Below are 26,704 nucleotides of genomic sequence, written 5' to 3'. Positions count from 1 at the left end.
CATGACCACAGCAGCAGATTCGCCATTTTTGGCGGCAAAGTACATCAAGGAAATCGGCCGCGGCGTCAACGGCGCCCGCGCGCTGCCGCGCGAGGATGTCCAGGCGCTGTTCGACGCCATGCTGGCAGGCCGCGTTTCCGACATTGAACTGGGCGCGGTGCTGATGGCGTACCGCATCAAGGGCGAGGCCCCGCACGAACTGGCCGGCATGCTTGAAGCCGCGCACCAGCATTGCCAGCCGCTGGCGGCGCCGCCCGACAAGCCCGTGGTGGTGATCCCCAGCTACAACGGCGCGCGCAAGCAGCCCAACCTGGTGCCGCTGCTGGCGATGCTGCTGGCGCGCGATGGCGTGCCGACGCTGGTGCATGGCGTGCGCGCGTTCCACGGCCGCGTGACCAGCATGGCCCTGTTCGACGCGCTGGGCGTGCCGCTGTGCGCCACCACCCAGGCCGCGCAGGACCAGCTGCGTGCGGCAACGAACCCGCTGGCCGTGCTGCCTATCGACGTGCTGTCGCCCGCGCTGTCGGCCCTGCTCGACAAGCGCGCCATCATCGGCCTGCGCAATTCGTCGCACACGATCGTCAAGATGCTGCAGCCGGTGGGCGCCCATACGCCGGCCGAAGCCCTGCGTCTGTACAGCTACACCCACCCCGAATATCGCGAAACACTGACCGATTATTTCTCGCACGAGCCGGCCAACGTGCTGCTGGGCCGGGGCACCGAGGGCGAGGTGGTGGCCGATGCCCGCCGCACCACGCGCATCGACTGGCTGCACGACGGGCATCAGCGCACGATGGTGGACCCGGTGGGCGGTTCCATCGCCGAAGTGCCGGCGCTACCGGCCGGCACCGACGTGGCCGACACGGCGGCCTGGATCCGCAAGGTGCTCGATGGCGCCGAGCCGGTGCCCGCCCCCATCGCCACCCAGATCGCCACGATCAAGGATTGCCTGCGGCAGGCCACGCGCGTGGCCTGGGCCAGCCCGCTCTGATCGCCCAACCCGGCCAGCGCGCTGATAGGCGGCGGGGGCAAGTCGGCCGCGCTGCGGCCTAACGCCGCACCGGCAGCGGGATGCGCTCCGTTTCGCCGGGCACGTGGGGGAACTGGTCGTCCTGCCAACGCTGGCTGGCTTGCTCGATGGCCTCCTTGCTGCTCGCCACGAAGTTCCAGAAGATAAAGCGGCGGCCGTCGGTCGGGTCGCCGCCAAGCAGCATCACGCGCGACGGCATGGTCGCCGTGATGGTCACCGGCTCGCCCGGCGTCAACACCACCAGATGCTCGGCGGGCAGCGTCTCGCCATCCATTTCCAGGTTGCCGTCCACCGGATAGACGCCGCGTTGCACATGTTCCGCCGGAATCACCAGGCTGGCGCCGGCATCCATCTCGATGGCCACGTAGAGCGTGCGGCTGTATACCCGCACCGGGGATTCAGCGCCGAAGGCATCGCCGGCAATCACCGTCATCCGAACGCCGGGCAGTTCCAGCTTGGGCAGCGTTGCGCCCGGATGGTGGTGGAACGACGGCGGATCGTTCTCATGGGCCAGCGGCAGTGCCACCCAGGTCTGGATGCCATGCAGGCGCGGGCCTGCCTCGCGGGCCGCATCCGGCGAACGTTCCGAATGGACGATGCCGGTGCCAGCCGTCATCCAGTTCACGTCGCCCGGCCGGATCACCTGTTCGCTACCCAGGCTGTCCCGGTGCATGATCTCGCCTTCGAAAAGGTATGTCACCGTGGCCAGACCGATATGCGGATGCGGGCGCACATCCATGCCCTGCCCCGGCGCCATTTCCACGGGGCCCATGTGGTCGAAGAAAATGAACGGCCCGACGGTCTGGGTCGTGGCGGCGGGCAGCAGGCGGCGGACGGTGAACTCGCCGATATCCCGCACGTGCGGCTTCAGCAAGTGTTCGATAGCAGACATGGAAACGTCTCCAAGGAATGGTGCAATGCGGCTGGAAAACAACTTCAGTGTAGCGAATGCCGCAATTCACCATCCCGAATTTGCAGTGAATTCGTCGGAAACCGATTGACCTTCGCCTTCTCTAATATTCCTGTCGGGCGCACGCTACCCGCCAGGCCTTGTGGGGACTCGGGCGCGAACCGAAGCCAACGACGATCGGATGCTATCGGGATTGCGGCCTCGATGTGACGGAACTATCAACCCTATCGGCCCTCTAACTTAGCACTCGTCCGGTTCGAGTGCTAATATGCGTTGCAATGCGGTGTCCTTCCGGGACACACCGGCAACCCACCGCCGGATGCGAAAGGAGTCATAGTGAACGCAGTCCTGTCTGCCGATCAAAACCAAGTTTCCCGCCGTCTGCCGACGGCGCCCCAGAGTGCTGCCGCGAACAGCCTTGCGCTGACGTTCCCGGGCACGCTGGGCAATCTGGACAGCTATATCCAGGCGGTTCATCGCATTCCGATGCTTACCCCCGAGGAAGAGCTGAGGCTGGCCCGCGACCTTCGTGACAACGATTCCGTCGATGCCGCCCGCCGTCTGGTGATGTCGCACCTGCGCCTGGTCGTGTCGATCGCCCGCCAGTACCTGGGCTACGGCCTGCCGCACGCCGATCTGATCCAGGAAGGCAATATCGGCCTGATGAAGGCCGTGAAGCGCTTCGACCCCGAGCAGGGCGTGCGTCTGGTGTCGTACGCGATGCACTGGATCAAGGCCGAGATCCACGAATACGTGCTGAAGAACTGGCGCATGGTCAAGGTGGCCACCACCAAGGCCCAGCGCAAGCTGTTCTTCAACCTGCGCAGCCACAAGCAGGGTGCGCATACCTTCACGCCCGAGCAGATCGAAGCCGTTGCACGCGAGCTGAACGTGAAGCCCGAGGAAGTGATGGAGATGGAAACCCGCATGTCGGGCGGCGACATGGCGCTCGAAGGCCAGATCGACGATGGCGAGGAAGAATTCGCCCCCATCGCCTACCTTGCGGACAACCACAACGAGCCGACCAAGGTCATCGAGGCCAAGCACAACGACCGGCTGCAGGTTGAAGGCCTGGAAGAGGCGCTGAGCAAGCTCGACCCGCGCAGCCGCCGCATCATCGAAGCGCGCTGGCTGGACGTGAACGACGACGGCTCGGGCGGCTCCACGCTGCATGAGCTGGCCGACGAATTCGGCGTGTCGGCCGAGCGCATCCGCCAGATCGAGACGGCCGCGATGAAGAAGATGAAGGGTGCGCTGGCGGCATTTGCGTGATCTGCGCCCATTTGGTAACACGCTGCAAGCGCAACAAGCAAAAGGCCGGTCGATTGACCGGCCTTTTTGTTTCCCGGCGTGCCGGCATCGCCGCCGCACGCCCGGCACGTCCGTCAGGACATCAGGACATCAGCGCCTTCAGGTCGTGGGCGATCGGCTCCGGGCCCTGGCCGTGGCGGATGAACAGCCGCAGCTGGCCGTTCTGGTCGAATACGTAGCTGCCGGCCGAGTGATCCATCGTGTAGTTGTTCGGCGAGGAACCCGGCACCTTGGCGTAGTACACCTTGAAGTCCTTGGTCACCTGCTTGAGCGCGGCCTCGTCAGCCGGGCGCAGGCCCAGGAAGCGCGCGTCGAAGGCCGGCACGTACTGGCCCAGCAGCGCGCCGGTATCGCGGTCCGGGTCCACCGTGACGAACAGCACCTGCACCTTGTCGGCATCGGGACCCAGTTGCTCCATCACCTGCTTGAGCTCGACCATGGTGGTCGGGCAGACGTCCGGGCAATGCGTGTAACCGAAGAACATCAGCACCACCTTGCCCTTGAAGTCGCCCAGCGTGCGGGTCTTGCCGGCGGGGTCCTGCAGCGCGAAATCCTTGCCGAAGTCGCTGGCGCCCGAGATATCGACGTTCTTGAACGACGGCTTCGGCTGCCCGCAGGCGGCCAGGAGCGCGGTGCACAGGGCGAGCAGGCAAAAGCGGCGAAATGTGGCGAAAAAGCCAGAGGCGGAGGTCGGCATGCGTCGGAGCGATGGGAAGCAAGATACGCCCGGAAGTATCGCCGATCACGCCGGCCGTGGACTCCGGGCGCGGCAAGATGCCGCAGGCAGACCGGTCAGACCTGCGGCACGAACTTGAAGTAGTGGTCCACCAGCAGCGCCGCGAACAGCAGCGACAGGTACAGGATCGAATAGCGGAAGGTGCGCTGCGCGAGCTGGTCCGAGTAGTTGCGGAACAGCTTCCAGGCGTAGCCCAGGAACACCAGGCCCAGTGCCAGCGCGGCCACCAGGTAGATGACGCCACTCATGCCGTAGACGAACGGCAGCAGCGTGGCCGCGATCATCACCAGCGTGTACAGCAGGATATGCAGCAGCGTGTAGCGCTCGCCGTGGGTAATGGGCAGCATCGGCAGGCCGGACTTGGCATAGTCCGCGCGGCGATATAGCGCCAGCGCCCAGAAGTGCGGTGGCGTCCACGTGAAGATGATCAGCACCAGGAACCAGGCCTCGGCCGGCACGGTGCCCGCCACGGCGGCCCAGCCCAGCGCCGGCGGCATGGCGCCCGACAGCCCGCCGATCACGATGTTCTGCGGCGTGGCCGGCTTCAGCAGGATCGTGTAGACCACCGCGTAGCCCAGGAACGTGGCGAAGGTCAGCCACATCGTCAGGTCGTTGGCGAACACGTGCAGCAGCCACATGCCCGCGCCCCCGAGGATGGCCGAGAAGATCAGCGTCTGCGTGGTGGTGATCTCGCCGGTGGCGGACGGGCGCCAGGCCGTGCGGCGCATCAGCGCGTCGATCTTCTGTTCCACCAGGCAGTTGATGGCGAAGGCCGCGCCGGCCAGCAGCCAGATACCGGCGGCGCCGCCGATCAGGACCGACCAGGGCACCATGCCCGGCGTGGCCAGGAACATGCCGATGACCGAGCAGAACACGGCCAGTTGCGTCACGCGCGGCTTGGTCAGTGCGGCGTATTGGCGGGCCAGGTGACGAATCCGGCCCACGGAAGAGTGGGGGTGGGTAGCGGTAACCACGGGGGGCATCTTGTCCTTCATGTGGCGCGCGCCGCTATTGCGGACTGGGCGGCGGCGCCTGCGGAGCGGGTCGCGAGGCCGATATTGTAGTTGAGACGGAGCAACAGCATCAGCAACAGGGCTGCTCCGCCGTTATGTGCCACCGCCGCCACCAGCGGCCAGTCGAACACGATGTTCGACATCCCGGTGGCCAGTTGCAGCGCCAGCACGGCCAGCAGCCACTTGCCGTGGCGCGCCAGCCCTTCCAGCCGGCGGGCGCGCAGGCCGAACCACAGCAGGTAGCCCAGCACCACGAACGCAAAGCCGCGATGCACCCAGTGGATGGCCACCAGCGCCGTGTGCGGGATGTAGTCGCCATCGGCCGTCATGCCCAGCTGGCGCCACAGCGTGAAGCCATGGCGGAAGTCCATCTCGGGCACCAGCTGGCCGTTGCAGAGCGGGAAGTCGGTGCAGGCCAGCACTGCGTAGTTGGTGCTGACCCAGCCGCCCAGGAAGATCTGGACCCCCAGCAGCACGATGGCCAGCAGGCCCGCCCAGCGCAGGGACGCCGCCTGCGGTGCCACCACGTGCGGCTGGTCGTTGCGCGAGCCCAGCCAGATCAGCGATGCCAGCAGCAGCATGGCCAGCATCAGGTGCGTGACCACGATGATCGGCTGCAGCTTCATGGTGACCGTGAGCATGCCGAAGGCACCCTGCACACAGACCAGCACGAAGACGCCCGTGGCAAACCATGGCGACTGCCTGAGTTCGCGCCGCCTCACCCAGGCCAGTACCATCAGCGAGATGATCAGCACACCCACCGCCATGGCGAAATAGCGATGAATCATCTCGATCCAGGCCTTGACCAGCGTGACCGGGCCGCTCGGCAGCGCCGTCTCGGCCGCGCGGATCGGCTCCATCGCCGCATGCGGGTTCGAATGGCCATAGCAACCCGGCCAGTCCGGGCAGCCCAGGCCCGAGTCGGTCAGCCGCGTAAAGCTGCCGAACATGATCAGGTCCAGCGTCAGGAACGCCGTGATCCACACGAGCTTGCGGTATTTGTCACGGCTGCCGCGCACCATCACATAGGACAGTGGCAGCAGGGCGATCAGGATGCCGATGATGGCGAGCTGGAGCAGCATTTGGGTACAGCCGGTAATTCAACGAAAAAACGATCGGGATGGGATCGGTCGGTGCGCCAGGATGGTTCCGGCGCGCGTCAGCCGATGCGCGAATACTTGAGCAGCTTCTTCAGGTCGCCGCTCACCTTCTTCGGGTCGGGGTCCTTCGGCCAGCGCATCATCAGATTGCCCAGCGGATCGACCAGGAACAGCGTGTCCTCGACGCGGCCGCCTTCCTGGGCCGGCAGCCATTGCGCGATGGCCGCACGGTCCATGCGCAGGAAGCGCACGCCGGCATAGGGTTCGTTGTAGGCGGTAGATAGCCGATCGTCCACTTTACCGGCGTCCTGGATGAGCCAGACCGGCACGATCCGCTCGCGGTCCTCGCCCTGCCCCGCGCGGATCTGGCGCATCGTGAACAGCTTGCGCGCGCAGGCTTCGTCGCAGGCGGACGGATCGGTCATCAGCATCAGCCACTTGCCGCGCATCGACGTCAGCGGCACGGCCTCGCCGCGCTCGTTGACCAGTTCGACGGCCGGCATCGGGCGCTGCGGGTCCACCAGTGCGCCATAGTTGGTGCTGCCGCCGGTCGGCTTGATCACGTAATAGGTGAAATACGAGAACAGCACCGGCGATGCGCACACCAGCAGCAGCATCAGCATTTGCAGACGGCCACGGCGCGTGCGGGCATCGATGCGGGGGTCGGGCGTGGCCGAGGGATCTTGCTGCGGCATGGAGGATGTCTGTACGTTCATCGTTCGATCAATCTGATCACTCTCGGGTCATTCGGTGGCCGTGGCCGGTCCTGCCTCGCGCCGGGCACGGCGCCACCCCAGCACGGCCACCAGCACCACGGTCAGGGCGGCCAGGCCGAACCACTGCGCGGCGTAGCCATAGTGGCGGTCGGCGCCGGAATCGGCGGGCGCCCAGTCGCGCGCCAGCCCGTCGCCCGTATCGCTCGACTGTTCCAGCACCACTGGCAGCAGTGGCGTACCGATCTCACGCGCATACGCGGCAAGGTCGATATTCTGACGTATCTTGCGGCCGGCTTCCGCGGCGGGGTCCTGGCCGAGGCTGTACACGCGCGGCACGGCGGCCAGCGCGGTGCCTTCGAGGGTGACCTCGCCGGCCGGCGTCGGGAAAGGCGCGATGCGCGTGCGGTCCTGCGCGTCGCGTGGCAGCCAGCCGCGCAGCACCAGCACCTGCCCACCCGTGGCCAGCCGCAGCGGCGTCAGCACCAGAAATCCGGCACGGCTGTCGGTGCCGTTGCCATGCGGCCGGTTGTCCAGCAGCACGGTGCGGCTGTCGTCGAAGCTGCCGCGTGCGCGCACGTGGCGATCGACCAAAGCCGCGGGATTCCCCTGCCCTGCTGTCAGATCGACCGGCGCCTGCGCCGCTGCCGCCGCCAGCCGCGCGGCGCGGCCGGTCTTCTCGTGCGCACGGCCCAGCTGCCAGTTGCCCAGCGCGCAGGTCACCGCGATCACCACCAGCGCGGCAATCGTCGGCACCGCGCCCGGCGCGCGCCACCGCCTGCGGGTCGTCACGGGTTTCCTCCGGCGGCGGCGATGCCATAATGGGCGCTTGCCGAAAAGAGCCCCCACATGCGCTTTGTCATCATCGTCGCCTTTATCCTGATCATCGGCAGCCTGGCGTCCGCGCTGTTCTTCATGATGCGCGACCGCGGCCGCACGCCCAACATGATGCGCTCGCTGATGCTGCGCGTTGGCTTCTCGATTGCACTGTTCCTGTTCATCCTGTTCTCGCACTGGATGGGCTGGATTCAGAGCACCGGCATCCACATGTCCCCCTGAGCCGTCCGGATGCCAAACAAAAAGCGCCGCTGAGTCTGACCTCACGCGGCGCTTTTCGTTTGTGGCTGGCTGGCTTCGCTCTCCCGCCGCGCGGGAGAGCGGCTGGGGGAGCGCGCAGACACCACCCGGTGTTACAACCAGTACACGACCACGTACAGACCCAGCCAGACCACGTCCACGAAGTGCCAGTACCAGGCGGCGCCTTCGAACGCGAAGTGGTGGTCCGGCGTGAAGTGGCCCTTGAGCACGCGGCCCAGCACCACCGCCAGCATGATCGCGCCCATCGTCACGTGGAAGCCGTGAAAGCCCGTGAGCAGGAAGAACGTCGAACCATAGACACCCGACGTGAGCTTCAGGTTCAGCTCGTGGTAGGCGTGCATGTATTCGTAGACCTGCAGGCACATGAAGATCGCGCCCAGCAGGATGGTCAGCACCAGGCCCTGGATCAGCTGGTTGCGCTTGCCGGCCAGCAGCGCGTGGTGCGCCCAGGTCAGCGTCACGCCCGAGGTCAGCAGCAGCGCCGTGTTGATCGTCGGGATCGGCCACGGACCCATGGTCTGGAAGGTTTCCACGGTGCCCGCCGGGCCCGTGTTCGGCCACACGGCCGAGAAGTCCGGCCAGATGATCTTGTTGTTCAGGTCGCCCAGCCACGGCATGGCGATGGTGCGGGCGTAGAACAGCGCACCGAAGAACGCCGCGAAGAACATCACTTCCGAGAAGATGAACCAGCCCATCGACCAGCGGAACGACACGTCGATGTTCTTGCCGTACAGCCCGCCCTCGGATTCGCCGATGGCGTCGCCGAACCAGCTCTTGAGCACGAACAGGAACCAGATCAGCCCGAAGCCGCACAGGTACGGCGCCCACGGCTGCCCGTTGACCCAACCGGCCGCTCCCGCGCCGGTCATCAGCAGGCCGAACGCCGCCGTGATCGGATGGCGCGACGGGCCCGGCACGAAGTAGTACGGGGCGTTTGCGCGATTCGCACTCATTCTTCTATCTCCAGCTCAAAGTCTCGATTCATGTTATCCGCCCGTCCGGCCCCGACATCTGGCCGGCGGCGTGCTTGCTTTGTATCTGCTGCCTTGCTATGCCTGGCTGACCACGACGCGCACGATGGCGATCAGTACCGCCACGAACACCGCTGCCGCAATCAGCCCGGCGATGATCACATGCACCGGGTTCAGGCGCGCCATGTCGGATTCATGCTCCGACCCCTTGCGCAGCCCGATGAACGACCACAGCACCGCGCGCACCGTCTGTACGAATGACGCCTTGCGATGCACCGGATCGTCCGTCGCCATGCCCAGCCTCCTCAGCTGCCCTGCTGCGTTGCCGTCACCCCGGCTTCCGGGGCCTGCGCCACCGGCGTGCCGATCTCGAAGAACGTGTACGACAGCGTGATGACCTTCACATCCTTCGGCAGCTTCGGATCGACCACGAAGACCACCGGCATCTCGCGCGCCTCGTTCGCCTTGAGCGTCTGCTGCTTGAAGCAGAAGCACTCCACCTTCTTGAAATACTCCGTGGCCTGCTTCGGCGCGTAGCTCGGGATCGCCTGCGCCGAGATGTCGCGCGACTGGCCATTGGCCACTTCGTAGACGATCGTCGTCAGCTCGCCCGGGTGCACCTCCATCGAATGCCTGACCGGCCGGAACGCAAACGGGCCGCGCGCATTCGAATCGAACTCCACGGTAATCGTGCGGGTCGTGTCGACCTGGGTATTTTTTACCGCCGCGCCGGCGCCATACAGGTCGCGCGTGGTCACCACGTTCAGCCCGGTGATGTCGCAGATGGCCTTGTACAGCGGCACCAGCGCGTAGCCAAAGCCGAACATCAGCGTCACCACGACCAGCAGCCGCATCATCATGCCGCGGTTGAAACGCTTCTCGAGGGCTTTGTCCTGCGCGTCCACTGCCTTGTCTCCGGCGATTGCCTTGTTCTTATCGGATCAGCCGCCCAGGAACTTCATCTTGGCGACAAATCCCAGGAAAAAAACCAGCGCCACCGACAACAGGATCCATCCCAGGCGCCGGTTGGCGGCTTTCTGGCTGGCCTGGCGTTCCAGTTGCGACGGGCTTTTTGCTGAGGGCTGCATGATTCGGATCTCGCTGGCCGGACGCCCGTGGGCATCCGGCCGGTTCGCGCTACTTCGCAATATTTCGTAAAACTACGACGTCCCTGCGCTTACTTCACCACCGGCGGCTCTTCGAAGGTGTGGAACGGGGCCGGCGACGGCACGGTCCACTCCAGGCCTTCGGCGCCATCCCACGGCTTGTCGCCGGCAGCCTGGCCGCCACGGTACGATGGCAGCACCACGGCGAAGAAGAAGTACACCTGCATCAGGCCGAAGCCCAGCGCACCCAGCGACGCCACGGCGTTGAAGTCCGTGAACTGGGTCGGGTAGTCGGCATAGCGACGCGGCATGCCGGCCAGGCCCAGGAAGTGCATCGGGAAGAAGGTCACGTTGAAGAAGATCAGCGAGCCCCAGAAATGGATCTTGCCGCGCATCTCGTCGTACATGAACCCGCTCCACTTCGGACCCCAGTAGTAGAAGCCCGCGAACAGCGCGAACAGCGAGCCGGCCACCAGCACATAGTGGAAGTGCGCCACGATGAAGTATGTGTCCTGCAGCTGGATGTCGATCGGCGCCACGGCCGGCATCAGGCCCGTGAAGCCGCCGATCGTGAACACGAAGATGAAGCCGATCGCGAACAGCATCGGGGTCTCGAACGTCATCGAGCCGCGCCACATCGTGGCAATCCAGTTGAAGATCTTCACGGCCGTGGGCACCGCGATCAGCATCGTCGCATACATGAAGAACAGCTGGCCCGTCACCGGCATGCCCGTGGTGAACATGTGGTGGGCCCACACGATGAACGACAGGATGGCGATCGACGCCGTGGCGTACACCATCGAGCTGTAGCCGAACAGGCGCTTGCGCGCGAAGGCCGGCACCACGTGCGAGATGATGCCGAACGCCGGCAGGATCATGATGTACACCTCGGGGTGCCCGAAGAACCAGAAGATGTGCTGGTACATCACCGGGTCACCGCCGCCGGCGGCCGAGAAGAAGCTCGTGCCGAAGTGGCGGTCTGTCAGCACCATCGTGATGGCGCCAGCCAGCACCGGCATCACGGCGATCAGCAGGTAGGCGGTGATCAGCCACGTCCAGCAGAACATCGGCATCTTCATCAGCGTCATGCCGGGGGCGCGCATGTTGAGGATGGTCACGATGATGTTGATCGAGCCCATGATCGACGACGCGCCCATGATGTGCATGGCGAAGATGGCCATGTCCATGCCCGGGCCCATCTGCACCGACAGCGGCGCGTAGAGCGTCCAGCCGGCGGCGGTGGCGCCGCCCGGTGCGAAGAAAGAGCCCACCAGCAGCAGCGCGGCCGGCGGCATCAGCCAGAAGCTGAAGTTGTTCATGCGCGCGAACGCCATGTCCGAGGCGCCGATCTGCAGCGGGATCATCCAGTTAGCAAAGCCCACGAACGCCGGCATGATCGCGCCGAACACCATGATCAGGCCGTGCATCGTGGTGAACTGGTTGAACAGTTCGGGGCGGAAGAACTGCAGGCCCGGCTCGAACAGCTCCAGGCGGATCAGCAGTGCCAGCGCGCCGCCCGACAGCAGCATCGTGAACGAGAACAGCAGGTACAGCGTGCCGATGTCCTTGTGGTTGGTCGCGAACAGCCAGCGGCGCCAGCCATGCGGATGATCGTGCGCGTGATCGTCATGGCCGTGACCATGGTCGTGATCGTGCGCGTGGTCGTGCGGATGGCCCAGTGTCTCCGGGGTAGCGGTACTCATCGCAATGACTCCATCAATTCCTGAATGCGGGGCTGCCGCGGGTCAGCCTGCGACGCGGTTGCCCGCGAGGCTGGCCTGCTTGTCGTTGGTCGGCGTGGCGGCCTTCCTCGGGGCCGTGTCGCCGGCTGCGGCCTGTGCGCCGCCGCCTTCCGGGAACTTGCCGGCGCGGGCTTGCGAGAAGTCCGCCGGCTGGATCACTTCGCCGGTCTTGTTGCTCCAGCTGTTACGCGTGTACGTCATGACCGCGGCCAGCTCGGTATCCGAGAGCTGCTTCCACGACGGCATGCCGCCCTTGCCTTCCAGCAGGATGTGCATCTGGCCGGCCTTCGGGCCGTTGACGACCTTCGAGCCGTCCAGCGCCGGGAACGCGCCCGCGCCCTTGCCGGTCGGCTGGTGGCAGACCGCGCAGTTCGCGGCGTAGACCTTCTCGCCGCGCACCTTGATTTCGTCGAGCGTCCAGGTCTTGTTGGGATCGTCGGCCGCCGCGGCCATCAGCTTCTTCTTGTCGTCGACCCACTTGGCGTATTCGCCATCGGACACCACGCGCACCACGATCGGCATGAACGCGTGTTCCTTGCCGCACAGCTCGGCGCACTGGCCACGGTAGACGCCGGTCTTCTCGGCGCGGAACCACGTGTCGCGCACGAAGCCAGGGATCGCATCCTGCTTGACGCCGAACGCCGGGATCATCCAGGCGTGGATCACGTCATTGGCGGTCGTGACGATGCGGATCTTCTTGTTGACCGGCACCACCAGCTCGTTGTCCACCTCCATCAGGTAGGTGTTCGACTTTTCCTGCTGGTTGTTGATCTGCTCGCGCGGCGTGGTCAACGTGGACACGAACGAGATGCCCTCGCCCTGGCCCTTGAGGTAGTCGTACCCCCATTTCCACTGGTAGCCGGTGGCCTTGATCGTGATGTCGGAGTTCGTGGTGTCCTTCATCGCCACCACGGTCTTGGTCGCCGGCAGCGCCATGGCGATCACGATCAGGAACGGCACGATGGTCCAGACCACTTCCACGGTGATGCTTTCGTGGAACGAGGCCGACTTCGCGCCCTTGCTCTTGCGGTGCTTGAAGATGGAATAGAACATCACGCCGAACACGGCGATGAAGATCACCGTGCAGATGATCAGCATCATCCAGTTCAGCCAGTGAATCTGTTCGGCGATCTTTGTAACGGGTTCGGCCAGGTTCAGCTGTCGGACGGCTGGGCCACCCGGCATGTCACTGACCGCGGAGGCCGCCTGGCTGACAAGCAGGGACGTGCCTGCAAGACATGCTGCGGATGCCTTCTTCCACATTTTCATTGTTTATCTACCCAATTTACAGATTCAAATCTGTCCCCGCCCTGCGCCGCACCCCGTCCGGTCCGGACGTCATGCAGGGCCGCTGCGAGTTCCTGCGCGAACTTGCGCCGCCGGTGCGGGTCCAGATACGACCCCACCCGCACGGTGCGCTTGCCCGACCGCAGAACCACGAGCGCCCGGAACGATTCACCCAGTTCAATCCGCACCCACTGTGGATTGAAGACTTCCCGCGTGACCCGACTGGCGCTGGCTGTCTCCACGACCAGCATGCCGTCGGTCACACTCACGCGTTCATGATCCGTCGCATGGCGCGCATACGCCAGCAGGGCAATCCCCAGCCCGGTCAGTTCCAGGCCAGCAAACGGCAGCACGAGCCAGGCCCCATGCCACACGGTCAGAAACGCCGCGATGGCAATGGAAAAACATGCGATGGAGAAGTAGAACCAGCCGACCTGGCGCGGAGAGAGCGAACAATTCCGCTTCATCAGCCAGTCGTTGGCCGGCAAGGGGGTACGTCCGCCGGGATTTCCGCCGGAGTCACCTACTGCCGTCTGGAATGCGATACCCAAGTCTTGCATCGCCAACCACTCTGCATCGGATGCACGCCCGGGACGAAATCCGCCCCAGGAGCGCACGTGCGGAGTGCCTTCCAGGAACGTTCTTGTGCCAGGGGACCACTGCGACAAACCGGCCCATTATATGGCGCTTCGCATACTCGAACAACATAGGATTTGACCGAAGTGCTTGCCATCGGCACAAATTTGTGCATGAGCTTTTTAGCCCCGATAGGCAACACAAACGGCAAGCCCCGATTGTCGGGCAACCGTCCTGCTGGCGCGCCTCAGCGGCGCGCCTGGGCGCGGCCGATCTTGTCGACGGGGATGATCGCGCGGCCCTGATCGTCGGTGGCCTGTTTGCCGCGGGCCGGGATTTTCCATGCATGGCCGTAGACAATCTCGAACGTCAGCGGGATCACGCCATCCTCGTTGCGCATGCGATGCAGGGCAGCAATCACGGCGCGGTGCCACTTGCGCCCGCGCAGCCCGACCGGGCCCGGCCGGCGCATGCCGCCGAAGGCGCGCACTTCGTCCAGCAGCTTTTCGGGCGATTCGTAGGTGACGGTCAGCGTCTCCATGTCCATCACGGGCGTGGACCAGCCGCTGTGCACGAGCATGTCGCCGATGTCGTGCATGTCGACGAAGCGCAGTGTGTGCGCGTCGAGGTCCACGTCGGCGAATGCGGCACGCAGTTCCTTCAAGGTGTCGGGGCCAAACAACGAGAACATGACGAGCCCGTCGTCGGCGGTGACCCGATGCCATTCCGGGAACACGCGGTGCGGCTCGGGATGCCAGTGCAGCGCCAGATTCGACCACAGCAGGTCGAAGCTGGCCGCGCCAAAGGGCAGTGTGGCAAGATCGCCCTGCACCAGGTCGAACATCGGGCGCTTGCCCAGCAGCCGCCCCACCCAGCCGGGCCGGCGCTGTGGGTCTCGCCCGGCGGCCTGCTGCAGCATCGCGCCGGAGATATCGATCCCGGCAATCTGCGCATCGGGAAACCGCGCGCGCAAACCCGCCAGACCCTGGCCATGGCCGCAGCCGATATCGAGCGCGCGGCCCGGCGACAGCTTGACCACTTCCATCCGCTCCTGCATGCGCTGGCCTATCTCGCCAAGCAGGAAATCGAGCTGGCCGAAGCGCGGGCTACGGCGATCGAAGGCAAGCCGGGTCAGCCGCGCGGGCGGCAACCAGGCATCTGGGGAGTCGGAGGCATGCAGGGACACGGACAGGCGAGGCAGCAAGGGTCGAATCAGCAGGTGCGGCAAAGTGTCGCACCCTCGGAGACCGCACGGGGCGGGCCGGCGGAAGTATACGCGCCGGGACCCATGCGTGCCCGAAGGGTCTTTGCCGGACCGGCCGCGCGGTTGTGGCGCGCGCTGTTGCCATCGGCCTGCCTGGTCTGCGCGGCCGTGCAGCGCGACGTGGTGTGCGCCGCATGCGCCGATGGGTTGACGCGGCCCGTATCGCGCTGCCCCCGGTGTGCCACGCCGGGCAGCCACGGGGCTTGCGGGCTGTGCGCGGACGACGATCCGCTCGATGCCACGCTGACGCTTGGCGACTACGCCGCACCGTTCGACCAATTGATCCTCCAGCTTAAATTCGGCGGCCGGCTGCCCGCTGCGGGATGGATCGCGGACCGCCTGGCCACGGTGGCCCGCACCGGCCACGCCACCGACCTTCCCAACCTGCTGGTGCCGATCCCGCTGTCACCGGCCCGCCTGGCAGAACGCGGCTTCAACCAGGCCTGGGAAATCGCCCGCCCGCTGGCGCGTCACCTGGGCGTCCGCGCATCGGCCACGCTGCTGTCGCGTCGTCGCGACACAATCAGCCAGCGCACGCTGGACCTGGCCGCGCGCCAGGCCAATTTGCGACAGGCGTTTGTCGTCAGCCACAACACGTCACCGCACGGGCTGCATGTCGGCCTGATCGACGATGTGATGACCACCGGCGCCACGTTGCGCGAAGCCGCGCGGGTGCTGAAAGCGCACGGCGCGGCCCGCGTCACCGCGCTGGTGGCCTTGCGCACGCCGTGACACGACGGGGCGCACGCGGTAAGCTGCGCTCCGGTTTTCTGCTGCCATCCCATGTTCAACGTCGTCCTTGTCGAACCCGAAATCCCGCCGAATACCGGCAATGTGATCCGCCTGTGCGCCAATACGGGCGCACAGCTGCATCTGGTCAAACCGCTGGGATTTCCGCTGGAAGACGCGCGCATGCGGCGCGCGGGGCTGGACTATCACGAGTACGCGACGATGCGCGTGCACGAAAGCTGGGACGCGCTGATGGCGGCCGAACAGCCCGACCCCACCCGCATGTTCGCGCTGACCACGCACGGGTCCACGCCGTTCGGCCAGGTCAGCTTCCAGCCGGGCGACTGGTTCGTGTTCGGATCGGAAACGCGCGGCCTGGCGCCCCAGCGGCGCGAGTGGTTTCCCGCCGCGCAGCGCATCCGCCTGCCGATGCGCCCCAACAACCGCAGCCTCAACCTGTCGAACACGGTCGCCGTGGTCGTGTTCGAGGCCTGGCGCCAGAACGGCTTCGCGGGCGGCGCCTGAGCGCGCCCACGCCAGACGCGTCCGGCGTCAGTCCTCCGGCTGCACGTTGGCCGCGCGGATCACCTTGTCCCAGCGTGCCTTCTCGCTGACCATCGTCTGCCGCAGCGATGCCGGCGCCGTACCGGCCGGCACGAAATACTGCGCGCGCATCTTGTCGCGCACGTCGGCGCTGCCGATGATCGTGACCAGTTCGCGATAGAGTCGGTCCACGATCGGCGCCGGCGTCCCGGCCGGCGCAAGAATGGCCTGCCACGAGATCGCCTCGAAGCCCGGATAACCCGACTCCGCCACCGTCGGCACCGAAGGCAGCAAGCCGGTGCGCCCCGACGACGTCACCGCCAGCAGCCGCAGCTTGCCGGCCGTCACGAGCGGCATGGCAATCGCCGGCACCATGAAGCCCGCCTGCACCTGGCCGCCGACGATTGCCGTCGTGATCTGCGGAAATCCCGCATAGGGCACGTGCTGCAGGTCGATGCCGGCCATCGCCTTGAGCTGCTCCATCGCCAGGTGCGCCGCGCTGCCGTTACCGACCGATCCATAGTTCATCACGCCCGGCTTCGACTTCGCCAGCGCCACGAACTCGCGCAGGCTGTGCACGGGCAGCCGGGCATCGATGACCAGCACGTTGGGCGACGTGGCCACCAGCGTCACCGGGGCCAGCTGCTTCATCGGGTCATAGCTCAAATGGCGATACAGCGACGGCGCCGTCACCAGCGGGCCATTGATCGTGAACAGCAGCGTGTAGCCATCGGGCGCGGCCTTGGCCACCAGCCCCGTGCCGATATTGCCGCCCGCGCCGGGCCGGTTCTCGACCACCACGGCCTGCCCGAGCACGGCAGCCAGTTTCTCGGTGACGATGCGGGCGATCAGATCCGGCGACGAGCCGGCCGGAAACGGCACGATCATGCGGATCGGCTTGGCGGGCCAGGTGTCGGCCTGCGCCAGCGCGGGCCACGCGAGCGCGGCGGCGCAGGTGGTCAGGGCCTGAAGCGCCCGGCGGCGAGTGAATATGTCCATGCGGTTCTCGATGCGCTGGCCCTCTCCCCCGGCCCCTCTCCCGCCAGGCGGGAGAGGGGAGCCAACCGGCAGCCTTTGCTATGCGTCCTGTGTGCTCCCCTCTCCCGCGCGCGGGAGAGGGGCGGGGGAGAGGGCCGGCCGTTCCATCACCCGATGCGTTACTCGTCCCGGGCGTCGCGCTGCAACAAGCGGTCGACGGCATCGGCCGCCGGCAAGCCGTCGAACAGCACCGCGCACACCGCCCGCGTGATCGGCATCTCCACGCCCTTGCGCGCGGCCAGTTCGGCCACCGCCCGCGCGCAGCGCACGCCTTCGGCCACGTGGCCCAGGTCATGCAGGATCTGTTCGAGCGTCTTGCCGCTGGCCAGTTGCTGGCCCACCTTGCGGTTGCGCGACAGGTCGCCCGTGGCGGTCAGGATCAGGTCGCCCATGCCCGCCAGACCCATGAAGGTCTCCATGCGGCCGCCGAGCGCCAGGCCCAGGCGCGTCATTTCAGCCAGGCCCCGCGTCACCAGCGCCGCGCGCGCATTGAGGCCCAGTCCCAGCCCGTCGCTGGCGCCCGTGGCGATGGCCAGCACGTTCTTGACCGCACCGCCGACCTCGACGCCGATCAGGTCGTCGCTGCCATAGATGCGCATCGCGTGATGGTGGAACGCCGCCTGGGCCCGATCCGCCAGCGCGTGCGTCGAGCCCGCCACGGTCAGCGCGCACGGCAATCCCTGCGCCACCTCCCTGGCAAAGCTCGGCCCGGTCAGCACGCCGTATTCGATCTCGCCGGGCGCCACGCCCAGCGCGTCGAGTTCCTCGCGCACCATCTGGTGTGGCAGCGCGTGGGTATCGGCCTCGAAGCCCTTGCACAGCCACAGCATGGCCAGCGGCCCGCGGCGGCGCGCCGCCAGCCGGCGCGTCATCTCGCGCAGGCCCGATACCGGCGTGGCCACCACCAGCAGGCCCTGTGCGTCGGCCAGCGCATGGTCGACGGCGCGGTCGAAATCGGCTTCGCAGGCCAGCCGGGGTGACAGCGTCACGCCGGACAGGTAGGTCGCGTTGGTACCTGTGGCGGTGATGTCGGCCAGCTGGTCCGCATCGCGCCCCCAGAGCACCACGTCGTGGCGGGTATCGGCGGCAGCGTGGCTGGCCAGAGCGGTGCCCCATGCTCCGGCGCCCAGGATGGTCAGTTTCATGGCAGATCGAGGATCGGGCCGCACGGATGCGCGGTCATGCAGACAGTATGGATGTCACGGGACCGTGGGCCATCAGAAAGCGCAAACGGGGCCGAAGCCCCGTTTTTCGTCTAATCCGGCCGTGGCGCGGATCAGTGGCGAGCCTGGCTGCCGTCCGGCAGCACGATGCCCGAGTTGCCGCCCTGGGCTTGTGCCTCTTCCATGGCAGCCTGCAGGCGTTGCTCGTACAGCGCCTGGAAGTTGATTTCCGACAGGTGGATGGCCTGGAAACCGGCACGCGTGATCACGTCGGCGATGTTGCCGCGCAGGTACGGGTACAGGATGGTCGGGCAGGCGATGCCCAGCAGCGGGTCCAGCTGCTCGGCCGGCACGTTGCGGATATCGAAGATGCCGGCCTGATGGGCTTCCACCAGGAATGCCACCTTGTCCTGCACCTTGGTCGTCACGGTGCCCGTCACCACCACTTCGAAAATGCCTTCCTGCAGCTGAGCCGCGCCGACGTTGACCTGCACTTCCACCGACGGGGCTTCCGATTCGAGGAAGATGGCCGGCGAGTTCGGCTGCTCGAGCGACATGTCCTTCAGGTACACGCGCTGGATGTTGAAGAAGGGCTGGTCGTCCTGCTGGGTGGCTTGTTGCTGGTCGCTCATGAAAGGCTTCCGGATGGATCGGTTTGGGCGCGCTGCGCCATGCGCAGCCGGATGCCGAAGCCCCGGCTGTTTGGAAAGCGCATATGGTACATGACGCCGATGGCGAATTCACCGTGCTGCGGCATTATCAGATTTATCGCTTGATCTGCTGCAGCGCAGCGAAGCCGGCGCCCCTGCACCCCGCCGCGAGCTTCCGGCCGGCTCAGGCGGCCAGCAGCGGGACGAGGCCGCCCTGGCGATCCAGCGCGGACAGGTCGTCGAAGCCGCCCACATGGGTTTCGTCGATATAGATCTGCGGCACGGTACGACGGCCCGTACGGGTCATCATTTCCTCACGCCGGCCCGGCTCGCGGTCGATCAGGATCTTCTCGATCGTTTCCACGCCACGCTGCTTGAGCAGGCGCTCTGCCATCTGGCAATAGGGGCACACAACCGTGCTGTACATGACGACGCGGGCCATGCGGATTCTCCTTGACTAAAAAACAGCGGCGCGGACCGCCCAGGGCAGTACCGCGCCGCGTGCTGCATGTTGAAGGGGGCTGTTGAATTACTTGATCACCGGCAGGCCGGCCTGCTGCCACGCAGCCATGCCGCCTTCCAGCGCATATACCTCACTGTAACCGGCTTCCTTGAGGGCTGCTTGCGCCTTGCTCGAACGCTGGCCGTTCTGGCACACCACGATGATGGGGACCGCCTTGTCCTTTGCAAGGCCGGCCGCGCGGTTGCCGATATCGGCAAGTGGCGCACTCTTGGCCTGGGGCAGATGGCCCTTGGCAAATTCGGCGGCGTCGCGGATGTCCACCACCACCGCGTTGCGCTTGTTGATCAGCTGCGTGGCGGCAGCCGTATTGACGCGCTTGCCGCCCGTGCCGGCCTTGATTTGCGGCCAGGCCAGCAGGCCGCCCGAGACCACGGCGATCGCGATCAGGGCCAGGTTGTTGTAATCGGCGAAGAAATTCACGTTGGCATTCCGTTGGGTTGGGTCGGCGGCATTATAAAATACGCGGTTTCGCGCCAGCGCCGATTATTTCGGGCGGCGCCTGCCACGCCCGGGCGTGACGCAGGCGCCGCGCGCCGCAGGTTACTTACTACCCTGGAAGCTGCAATGTACAAGCTCGTCCTCATCCGCCACGGCGAATCCACGTGGAATCTCGAAAACCGCTTCACCGGCTGGGTTGACGTCGACCTGACCGATACCGGCGTGGCGCAGGCCAAACAGGGCGGCCAGCTCCTGAAGGAAGCCGGCTTCACCTTTGACGTGGCCTACACGTCGGTGCTCAAGCGCGCCATCCGCACGCTCTGGCACGTCCAGGACGAAATGGACCTGATGTGGATTCCGGTGCGCAACGAATGGCGCCTGAACGAACGCCATTACGGCGCCCTGGCCGGCCTGAACAAGGCGGAAACCGCCAAGAAGTATGGCGACGAGCAGGTGCTGGTGTGGCGCCGCAGCTACGACACGCCGCCGCCCGCGCTGGAGCCGACCGACGAACGCGCCTCGTTCAACGACCCGCGCTACGCCAATGTGCCGCGCGAGCAGGTGCCGCTGACCGAATGCCTGAAGGATACGGTCGCCCGCGTCATGCCGCTGTGGAACGAATCCATCGCTCCAGACATCAAATCCGGCAAGCGCGTCGTGATTGCCGCCCACGGCAACAGCATTCGCGCGCTCGTGAAGTACCTGGATCAGATTTCGGATGACGATATCGTCGGCCTCAATATCCCCAACGGCACCCCGCGCGTCTACGAGCTGGACGCCGACCTGCGCCCCCTGCGCCACTACTACCTGGGCGACCAGGAAGCGATTGCCGCTTCGCTGGCCGCCGTGGCCAACCAGGGCAAGTCCCGCTGACCGCCGCTGGTGCGCGCACGCGCCGGCCCGGGCAGCATCCGGGTAGGCGCGACACGGCCTTGTGTGGCCGCCCCCACCATGGTGTGGTGGCCCGCGGGTCTTTTTCTGCGCACCCTCTTATACTGTCGGTCAATCCGCGCCGGGCGTAACCCCTCCGGCCACGGATTTCCCTTTCGCATCATCCACAAAAGCTCAGGCAGCCCTCATGCGTAAGACGCTCAAGAACATTAGCCTCGTCTCAGTCGGCGTCGTCGCCGGCGTGCTGGCCACGCTGCAAATCTCGGCCACCGCGCAGAACAGCTCGGGGCCGCTGCCGCTCGACCAGTTGCGGCTGATGTCCGACATCTTCGGGCAGATCAAGCGCGAGTACGTGGAGCCGGTCGACGACAAGAAGCTGCTGACCGAAGCCATCAAGGGCATGGTCGCCAGCCTCGACCCGCACTCGGCCTACCTGGACGAGAAGGACTTCAAGGAACTGCAGGAAGGCACCCGCGGCCGCTTTGCCGGCCTGGGCATCGAGATTTCGCAGGAAGAAGGCCTGGTCAAGGTCATCAACCCGATCGAGGACACCCCCGCCTTCCGCGCCGGCATCCAGCCGGGCGACCTGATCACGCGTATCGACGACAAGCCCGTGCGCGGCCTGCCGCTGGAACAGGCGGTCAAGCGCATGCGCGGCGAGCCGGGCACCAAGGTCACGCTGACCATCTATCGCAAGAGCGAGGAACGCACGTTCCCGGTCTCGATCACGCGCGCCGAAATCCGCGTGCAGTCGGTCAAGACCAAGATGCTCGACAACAACACCATCGGCTGGGTGCGCCTGACGAGCTTCCAGGAACGCACCGTGGCCGACCTGGGCCGCCGCCTGAAGGACATGGCGGACAAGAACCCGAACCTGAAGGGCATCATCCTGGACCTGCGCAACAACGGCGGCGGCGTGCTGCAGGGCGCGGTGGGCGTGGCGGCAGCGTTCCTGCAGGACGACGCGACAGTGGTGTCCACCAACGGACAGGTGCCCGATGCCAAGCGCGTCTACAAGGCCACGTTCAACAACTACCGCCTGTCGTCGCTCGAGGACGATCCGCTCAAGGACCTGCCCGCGCAGTTCAAGAAGCTGCCGATGATCGTGCTGACCAATGCCTACTCGGCATCGGCCTCGGAAATCGTGGCCGGCGCGCTGCAGGATCACAAGCGCGCGCTGATCATGGGCAAGACCACGTTCGGCAAGGGTTCGGTGCAGACCGTGCGCCCGCTGACCAACGACACCGGCATCAAGCTGACGATTGCGTACTACTACACGCCGTCGGGCAAGTCGATCCAGGCCAAGGGCATCCGCCCGGACATCCCGGTCGACCAGAACCCGGAAGGCGATCCGGATGATGCACTGATCACGCGCGAGATCGACACCGAGCGCCACCTGCACAACAAGCAGGAGTCGGAAGAGCCGGAAATGAACGAGCGCGAACAGCGCCGCGTGGACGAGCTGCGCCGCCTGGAAGAGGAAAACGCGAAGAAGACGCCGGAAGAACGCGAGAAGGATCGCAAGAAGAAGCCGGTGGAATTCGGTTCGGCCGAGGACTTCATGCTGCAGCAGGCCATCGCCCAGCTCGACGGCAAGCCGGTGCAGAAGTCGAAGTCGCGCCTGGAAGCCACGGGCACGGCCGGCAAGCCCGACACCAAGGAAGAAAAGGCAGGCACGGCCCCGGCCAAGCCGGCCGCCAAGCCCGCTCCGGCCCCGGCCAAGCCCGCGCCGGCCAGCCAGCCGCCCGCGAGCGCGCCGATCGGCCAGCCCTTGGGCACGCCGACCGGTCAGAAGTAACGGACCCGCGCCGCCCGCGCTGGGCGCGCGGCGCGCTTTCCCCTCATCCTGCGGCCCGCGGCATGCCACCGTCGGGCCGTTTTTCATTTGCCGCCAAACCATGAACGACGATCAGCTGCTGCGCTATTCGCGCCATATCCTGCTGGATGAAGTGGGCATCGAGGGCCAGGAGCGCCTGCTGGCTGGCCATGCGCTGGTGATCGGCGCAGGTGGCCTCGGTGCGGCCGCCCTGCCCTACCTGGCGTCGGCCGGCGTGGGCCGCATCACGATCGTCGACGACGACGATGTGGACCTGACCAACCTGCAGCGCCAGATCCTGCATACCACTGCCAACGTGGGGCGGCCCAAGGTGGAGTCCGCCCGGGAAGGGCTGCTGCGCATCAATCCGGACGTCGATATCCGGCTGGTGGCGCAACGCGTCGGCGATGTGGAGCTTGATGCACTGGTAGCACAGGCCGATGTCGTGCTCGATTGCTGCGACAACTTCGCCACGCGCCAGGCCGTCAACCGGGCCTGCCTGAAGCATCGCCGGCCGCTGGTTTCCGGCGCGGCGCTGCGCTTCGACGGCCAGGTCAGTGTGTACGACCTGCGCAACCCCGACGCGCCGTGCTACGGGTGCCTGTTTCCGCCATCCGAACCCGCCCCGGAAGCGGCCTGCGCCACGATGGGCGTGTTCGCGCCGCTGGTCGGCATGGTCGGCACCGTGCAGGCGGCCGAGGCGCTGAAGCTGCTGACCGGCGTAGGCGAAACGCTGGCCGGCCGGCTGCTGATGGTCAATGCCATGACGATGGAATGGACCACGATGCGCCTGGCGCGTACGCCCAGTTGCGAGGTCTGCGGACAGGCGCACTAGGACCAAGCGAGGCCGAACCGCGCAGGAAAACGGAAAAACGCAGGAATGTTGCCTGGAAACCTGGCGACCCGCGGTGGAGCCCCCTCCCCGCCGGGTCGCCATTTTTTTGGCGCAATGTGACTGGATGGAGACAAGAATCCGAATGAGAAGGGTTACCAACCCGCTCCACACCGGGGCGTGGCGCCATCCCGCGCCACGCGCTTGCCCGGCCGCGCCCGCCGGTGATCGGTCAGGCCGCGGCTGGGTCGGAAGCCAGCGCGCTTATTGCTCGCCCGGTTCCAGCTGCGACTGCAGGTAGTTCTGCAGGCCGACCTTGTCGATCAGGTCCAGCTGCGTCTCCAGGTACTCGATATGCTCTTCGGTGTCCGTGAGGATATCGACCAGGAGTTCGCGGCTGACGTAGTCGCCAACGGATTCACAGTACGCAATGCCTTCCTTGACCGTGGCGTGCGCGGTCTGCTCCAGCTTCAGGTCGCACTTGAGCATTTCGGGCGTGTCTTCGCCGATCAGCAGCTTGTGCAGGTCCTGCAGGTTGGGCAGCCCGTCGAGCATCAGGATGCGGTCGATCAGCCGATCGGCGTGCTTCATTTCGCCGATCGACTCCTTGTACTCGACATCACCGAGCTTCTTCAGGCCCCAGTGGCGGTACATGCGTGCGTGGAGGAAATACTGGTTGATCGCGGTCAGCTCGTTCTTGAGCTGTGCGTTCAGATGCTGGATGACCTTCTTGTCACCTTTCATTCGGGGCTCCTGATGCGGATGTTGCAGACAACAAACGAACCCGGCGAATGGACGAAGGCGACGAAATGCAGCGAGATGCAACGGTCTGGAACGACAAAACGCGCCGCGGACGAATCCGTGGGCGCGCTTTTCAATTCACGCGTTGTTCGGTGTGAACGCTTCCTGAATCAGGCAACCAGCGCGTTACGCTGGTCGTTCGCGACTGCCGGGTCACGAGCGTCCATTATGGCATGTGACGCAGCCGGCGAACAGGCTGAAATGTCAACGATCTGGATGGTCTTCACGGCGGCAACGCCTTCGCAAAGCACTTGCTGCGCGCAGTCGCGGCAGCGGCCGCAGCAGGTTCCCACGCCTAGCGTTTCGGCCAGCTCGTCGAGCGTGGTCACGCCAAGATGAGCGGCACCATGAATCTCATGGTCGGTAACCTGATTGCAGATGCAGACGTACACAACTTGCCTCCTGAGGGCTGGCGGCACCGGCATGCCGCACGCGATGAGAGGCAGAATAACAGAGATCGAAAATGATAACAATTCCCATTAATCCACATGGGAAGCGTCGTGCACAGCGCCATTGAAATGACCGGAAAAGGCATCCGGCACGCCACTTTTCGTATGGAAAAGTGGCGTAATATCCGCCAAGACGGCGGCAAAAACCCTAAGGATTTAAGGGTTGTGCTATGCCGACAAGAGCTTCAGGGCCGCCGCCTGTTCCTCGGGCTCGTAGCAGGTCAGGATCTGGTCCACGACCTTGCACAGCCGCCCGCAATCGGCGTGGATGACTTCCTGCTTCACCCGCAGCAGCTGGGCCGGATGCATCGAGAATTCGCGCAGGCCCATGCCCAGCAGCAGGCGGGTCATCGCCGGATCGCCTGCCATTTCGCCGCAGACCGCCACCGGCACGCCGGCGTGGTTGGCGTCACGGATGGTGCGTGCAATCAGCTGCAGCACCGCCGGATGCAGGGGGTCGTACAGGTGGGCCACGGCGTTGTCGGCGCGGTCGATCGCCAGCGTGTACTGAATCAGGTCGTTGGTGCCGATCGACAGGAAATCCATCCGCTTGAGAAACAGCGGCAGCAGCAGCACGGCAGCGGGGATCTCGATCATGGCCCCGATCTTGATGCCAGGATCGTACGGCTGGCTGCGCTCGTCCAGCTGGCGCTTGGCCTGCTCGATCAGGTCCAGCGTCTGGTCGATCTCGCTGGCGTGGGCCAGCATCGGGATCAGCAGCCGCACCGGCCCGAACGCCGACGCCCGCAGCAACGCGCGCAACTGGGTCAGGAACATCGCCGGTTCCGACAGCGACCAGCGGATGGCCCGCAGCCCCAGCGCCGGGTTCAGCGCGGTCTCGAAGTCTTCGCCCAGGCCGTCCAGCGGCTTGTCGGCCCCCACGTCGATCGTGCGGATCGTCACGGGCAGGCCGTGCATGGCCTCCACGGCATTGCGGTAGGCCAGGAACTGTTCGTCCTCGTCGGGCATTTCGTTCCGGCGGTTCATGAACAGGAATTCCGAGCGGAACAGGCCCACGCCGACCGCACCGGCGGCCAGCGCGGCACCGGCATCCTCGGCCAGTTCGATATTGGCCAGCAGCTCGATTTCCAGCCCGTCCAGCGTGACGGCCGGCATGTGCCGCAGCCGCTGCAGCCGCTTTTTCTCCAGCGCGCGTTCGCTCTGGCGGTGGCGGTATTCCTCCAGAATGATGGCCGACGGATCAACGATGACCAGGCCGGCATCGCCGTCGATGATGATCCAGTCGTCCTGGCGGATCAGCTCGCTGGCGCTCTTGACGCCCACGGCGGCCGGGATGTCCAGGCTGCGCGCCACGATCGCGGTATGCGACGTGCGCCCGCCCAGATCGGTCACGAACCCGTGGAACACCGTGTGCTTGAACTGAAGCATGTCGGCCGGGCCGATGTCGTGCGCCACCACGATCACGCCGGGCGCGGCTTCGCCATCGGGGGCCAGGGCCGGCACCGGCGCGGGGGCCAGCACGGGCGCGCCGGCCAGCACCTTCAGGATCCGTTCCACCACCTGCTGGATGTCGGCCTTGCGCTCGCGCAGGTACTCGTCCTCGATTTCATCGAACTGGCGCATCAGTTCTTCAAGCCGCGTGGTCAGCGCCCACTCGGCGTTGTACCGGCGCTGGAGGATCAGTTCCTCGGGCTCGCGCGACAACGCCTCGTCGTCGAGGATCATCGCGTGGACGTCCAGGAACGCGCCCATTTCCTCGGGCGCGTCGCGCGGCAGGTCGCGCTTCAGGGTCACCAGTTCCGCCCGCACGGCCGCGCGCGCCGCGCGTAATCGCTCCACCTCGGCGTCGAGACGGTCTTCGTCGACCAGGTAGTGCGAAACATCCAGCGCAGCCGGCGCCAGGATATGGGCCCGCCCGATGGCGACCCCACGAGAAACCGGAATGCCGTGCAAGGCAAAGGGCATGACCCGCTCCGTCAGGAACGTTAAGGAATTCTGGGTGTGGCGCCAGGC

The 26,704-nt window shown here is 65.9% G+C and carries 30 protein-coding genes; 8 read left to right on the top strand and 22 right to left on the bottom strand.

The window, feature by feature from the left end; translation table 11 throughout:
• Window position 1 precedes the first annotated feature (1 nt).
• Window positions 2-991, top strand: coding sequence for a DNA-binding protein YbiB (gene ybiB, locus D9X30_RS05510; protein ID WP_153949012.1), 990 nt, complete (start codon window positions 2-4; stop codon window positions 989-991).
• Window positions 992-1,049: 58 nt separating this feature from the next.
• Here ybiB and D9X30_RS05505 read toward each other — a convergent pair whose 3' ends face one another.
• Window positions 1,050-1,922, bottom strand: a complete 873-nt coding sequence (locus tag D9X30_RS05505; RefSeq protein WP_153949013.1) for a pirin family protein — start codon at window positions 1,920-1,922, stop codon at window positions 1,050-1,052.
• A 354-nt stretch (window positions 1,923-2,276) separates the two neighbouring features.
• Here D9X30_RS05505 and rpoH point away from each other — a divergent pair, with 354 nt between their 5' ends.
• Window positions 2,277-3,212 carry an RNA polymerase sigma factor RpoH gene (rpoH, locus tag D9X30_RS05500; RefSeq protein ID WP_249640895.1) on the top strand — a complete coding sequence of 312 codons (936 nt, stop codon included), beginning with the start codon at window positions 2,277-2,279 and terminating at the stop codon, window positions 3,210-3,212.
• 121 nt (window positions 3,213-3,333) lie between these two features.
• Here rpoH and D9X30_RS05495 read toward each other — a convergent pair whose 3' ends face one another.
• The 5 genes from D9X30_RS05495 to D9X30_RS05475 all read right to left on the bottom strand — a co-directional run bounded on the left by D9X30_RS05495 (window position 3,334) and on the right by D9X30_RS05475 (window position 7,605).
• Window positions 3,334-3,948, bottom strand: coding sequence for an SCO family protein (locus D9X30_RS05495; RefSeq protein ID WP_153949014.1), 615 nt, complete (start codon window positions 3,946-3,948; stop codon window positions 3,334-3,336).
• Between the two features lie 95 nt (window positions 3,949-4,043).
• Window positions 4,044-4,970: a heme o synthase gene (gene cyoE / locus D9X30_RS05490; RefSeq protein WP_194946565.1), complete on the bottom strand. Its 927-nt coding sequence runs from the start codon at window positions 4,968-4,970 to the stop codon at window positions 4,044-4,046.
• 8 nt (window positions 4,971-4,978) lie between these two features.
• Entirely contained in the window at window positions 4,979-6,082 is a 1,104-nt protein-coding gene (locus D9X30_RS05485) for a COX15/CtaA family protein (RefSeq protein ID WP_153949016.1), read from the bottom strand.
• A 77-nt stretch (window positions 6,083-6,159) separates the two neighbouring features.
• Entirely contained in the window at window positions 6,160-6,795 is a 636-nt protein-coding gene (locus tag D9X30_RS05480) for an SCO family protein (protein ID WP_228771002.1), read from the bottom strand.
• Between the two features lie 48 nt (window positions 6,796-6,843).
• Window positions 6,844-7,605 carry an SURF1 family protein gene (locus D9X30_RS05475; RefSeq protein WP_249640894.1) on the bottom strand — a complete coding sequence of 254 codons (762 nt, stop codon included), beginning with the start codon at window positions 7,603-7,605 and terminating at the stop codon, window positions 6,844-6,846.
• Between the two features lie 57 nt (window positions 7,606-7,662).
• Between D9X30_RS05475 and D9X30_RS05470 the strand changes: the two genes are divergently transcribed.
• Window positions 7,663-7,872 (top strand): twin transmembrane helix small protein, encoded by a 210-nt coding sequence (locus D9X30_RS05470; RefSeq protein ID WP_092603143.1) that lies wholly within the window; start codon window positions 7,663-7,665, stop codon window positions 7,870-7,872.
• Window positions 7,873-8,003: 131 nt separating this feature from the next.
• On the opposite strand, the gene D9X30_RS05465 is transcribed toward D9X30_RS05470, so the two are convergent.
• From D9X30_RS05465 to D9X30_RS05430, 8 genes are all read right to left on the bottom strand, one after another.
• Window positions 8,004-8,864: a cytochrome c oxidase subunit 3 gene (locus D9X30_RS05465; RefSeq protein ID WP_092603141.1), complete on the bottom strand. Its 861-nt coding sequence runs from the start codon at window positions 8,862-8,864 to the stop codon at window positions 8,004-8,006.
• Between the two features lie 96 nt (window positions 8,865-8,960).
• Window positions 8,961-9,176, bottom strand: coding sequence for a DUF2970 domain-containing protein (locus tag D9X30_RS05460; RefSeq protein WP_092603139.1), 216 nt, complete (start codon window positions 9,174-9,176; stop codon window positions 8,961-8,963).
• 11 nt (window positions 9,177-9,187) lie between these two features.
• Window positions 9,188-9,787: a cytochrome c oxidase assembly protein gene (locus tag D9X30_RS05455; protein WP_092603137.1), complete on the bottom strand. Its 600-nt coding sequence runs from the start codon at window positions 9,785-9,787 to the stop codon at window positions 9,188-9,190.
• Between the two features lie 36 nt (window positions 9,788-9,823).
• Complete coding sequence (locus tag D9X30_RS05450) at window positions 9,824-9,970, bottom strand: cytochrome oxidase small assembly protein (RefSeq protein ID WP_175460007.1); 147 nt, start codon at window positions 9,968-9,970, stop codon at window positions 9,824-9,826.
• Between the two features lie 89 nt (window positions 9,971-10,059).
• The gene (gene ctaD / locus D9X30_RS05445) at window positions 10,060-11,691 is read right to left on the bottom strand and encodes a cytochrome c oxidase subunit I (RefSeq protein WP_092603135.1); all 1,632 of its coding nucleotides are present in this window, start codon (window positions 11,689-11,691) and stop codon (window positions 10,060-10,062) included.
• A gap of 42 nt (window positions 11,692-11,733) precedes the next feature.
• Window positions 11,734-12,999 (bottom strand): cytochrome c oxidase subunit II, encoded by a 1,266-nt coding sequence (gene coxB / locus D9X30_RS05440; RefSeq protein WP_153949018.1) that lies wholly within the window; start codon window positions 12,997-12,999, stop codon window positions 11,734-11,736.
• Window positions 12,996-13,577 (bottom strand): DUF2244 domain-containing protein, encoded by a 582-nt coding sequence (locus D9X30_RS05435; protein ID WP_153949072.1) that lies wholly within the window; start codon window positions 13,575-13,577, stop codon window positions 12,996-12,998. Before D9X30_RS05435 ends, coxB begins: the two co-directional genes overlap by 4 nt.
• Window positions 13,578-13,840: 263 nt before the next feature.
• Window positions 13,841-14,779, bottom strand: coding sequence for a methyltransferase domain-containing protein (locus tag D9X30_RS05430; protein WP_249640893.1), 939 nt, complete (start codon window positions 14,777-14,779; stop codon window positions 13,841-13,843).
• Window positions 14,780-14,881: 102 nt separating this feature from the next.
• On the opposite strand from D9X30_RS05430, the gene D9X30_RS05425 reads away from it, so the two are divergent.
• Both D9X30_RS05425 and trmL read left to right on the top strand, forming a co-directional pair.
• Window positions 14,882-15,589 (top strand): ComFC family protein, encoded by a 708-nt coding sequence (locus tag D9X30_RS05425; RefSeq protein ID WP_153949019.1) that lies wholly within the window; start codon window positions 14,882-14,884, stop codon window positions 15,587-15,589.
• A 51-nt stretch (window positions 15,590-15,640) separates the two neighbouring features.
• Window positions 15,641-16,111 (top strand): tRNA (uridine(34)/cytosine(34)/5-carboxymethylaminomethyluridine(34)-2'-O)-methyltransferase TrmL, encoded by a 471-nt coding sequence (trmL, locus tag D9X30_RS05420; protein ID WP_153949020.1) that lies wholly within the window; start codon window positions 15,641-15,643, stop codon window positions 16,109-16,111.
• 27 nt (window positions 16,112-16,138) lie between these two features.
• On the opposite strand, the gene D9X30_RS05415 is transcribed toward trmL, so the two are convergent.
• The 5 genes from D9X30_RS05415 to D9X30_RS05395 form a co-directional block, all read right to left on the bottom strand.
• Window positions 16,139-17,122: a Bug family tripartite tricarboxylate transporter substrate binding protein gene (locus tag D9X30_RS05415; RefSeq protein ID WP_249640897.1), complete on the bottom strand. Its 984-nt coding sequence runs from the start codon at window positions 17,120-17,122 to the stop codon at window positions 16,139-16,141.
• A 164-nt stretch (window positions 17,123-17,286) separates the two neighbouring features.
• Window positions 17,287-18,312, bottom strand: a complete 1,026-nt coding sequence (locus tag D9X30_RS05410; protein WP_153949022.1) for an NAD(P)H-dependent glycerol-3-phosphate dehydrogenase — start codon at window positions 18,310-18,312, stop codon at window positions 17,287-17,289.
• Window positions 18,313-18,443: 131 nt separating this feature from the next.
• Window positions 18,444-18,962 (bottom strand): protein-export chaperone SecB, encoded by a 519-nt coding sequence (gene secB / locus D9X30_RS05405; protein ID WP_153949023.1) that lies wholly within the window; start codon window positions 18,960-18,962, stop codon window positions 18,444-18,446.
• Window positions 18,963-19,164: 202 nt separating this feature from the next.
• Window positions 19,165-19,422: a glutaredoxin 3 gene (gene grxC / locus D9X30_RS05400; protein WP_066739793.1), complete on the bottom strand. Its 258-nt coding sequence runs from the start codon at window positions 19,420-19,422 to the stop codon at window positions 19,165-19,167.
• Window positions 19,423-19,509: 87 nt separating this feature from the next.
• The gene (locus tag D9X30_RS05395) at window positions 19,510-19,923 is read right to left on the bottom strand and encodes a rhodanese-like domain-containing protein (RefSeq protein WP_249640892.1); all 414 of its coding nucleotides are present in this window, start codon (window positions 19,921-19,923) and stop codon (window positions 19,510-19,512) included.
• 144 nt (window positions 19,924-20,067) lie between these two features.
• Between D9X30_RS05395 and gpmA the strand changes: the two genes are divergently transcribed.
• The 3 genes from gpmA to D9X30_RS05380 all read left to right on the top strand — a co-directional run bounded on the left by gpmA (window position 20,068) and on the right by D9X30_RS05380 (window position 23,483).
• Entirely contained in the window at window positions 20,068-20,814 is a 747-nt protein-coding gene (gene gpmA, locus D9X30_RS05390) for a 2,3-diphosphoglycerate-dependent phosphoglycerate mutase (RefSeq protein WP_153949025.1), read from the top strand.
• Between the two features lie 205 nt (window positions 20,815-21,019).
• A complete protein-coding gene (locus D9X30_RS05385) occupies window positions 21,020-22,630 on the top strand; it encodes a S41 family peptidase (RefSeq protein WP_153949026.1) in 1,611 nt (536 codons plus the stop codon).
• 100 nt (window positions 22,631-22,730) lie between these two features.
• Window positions 22,731-23,483 carry a HesA/MoeB/ThiF family protein gene (locus D9X30_RS05380; RefSeq protein WP_153949027.1) on the top strand — a complete coding sequence of 251 codons (753 nt, stop codon included), beginning with the start codon at window positions 22,731-22,733 and terminating at the stop codon, window positions 23,481-23,483.
• A gap of 261 nt (window positions 23,484-23,744) precedes the next feature.
• Here the strand turns inward: D9X30_RS05380 and bfr are convergent, their stop codons facing one another.
• The 3 genes from bfr to ptsP all read right to left on the bottom strand — a co-directional run bounded on the left by bfr (window position 23,745) and on the right by ptsP (window position 26,656).
• Window positions 23,745-24,224 (bottom strand): bacterioferritin, encoded by a 480-nt coding sequence (bfr, locus tag D9X30_RS05375; protein WP_092603115.1) that lies wholly within the window; start codon window positions 24,222-24,224, stop codon window positions 23,745-23,747.
• 167 nt (window positions 24,225-24,391) lie between these two features.
• The gene (locus D9X30_RS05370; RefSeq protein WP_249640891.1) at window positions 24,392-24,673 is read right to left on the bottom strand and encodes a (2Fe-2S)-binding protein; all 282 of its coding nucleotides are present in this window, start codon (window positions 24,671-24,673) and stop codon (window positions 24,392-24,394) included.
• 225 nt (window positions 24,674-24,898) lie between these two features.
• A complete protein-coding gene (ptsP, locus tag D9X30_RS05365) occupies window positions 24,899-26,656 on the bottom strand; it encodes a phosphoenolpyruvate--protein phosphotransferase (RefSeq protein WP_153949028.1) in 1,758 nt (585 codons plus the stop codon).
• Window positions 26,657-26,704 lie beyond the last annotated feature (48 nt).

This window comes from Cupriavidus sp. U2, assembly GCF_009663685.2.
Taxonomy (GTDB): Bacteria; Pseudomonadota; Gammaproteobacteria; order Burkholderiales; family Burkholderiaceae; genus Cupriavidus; species Cupriavidus necator_C.
The sequence above is the reverse complement of the archived record's forward strand: the minus strand, read 5'-3'. Positions and strand labels throughout refer to the sequence as shown.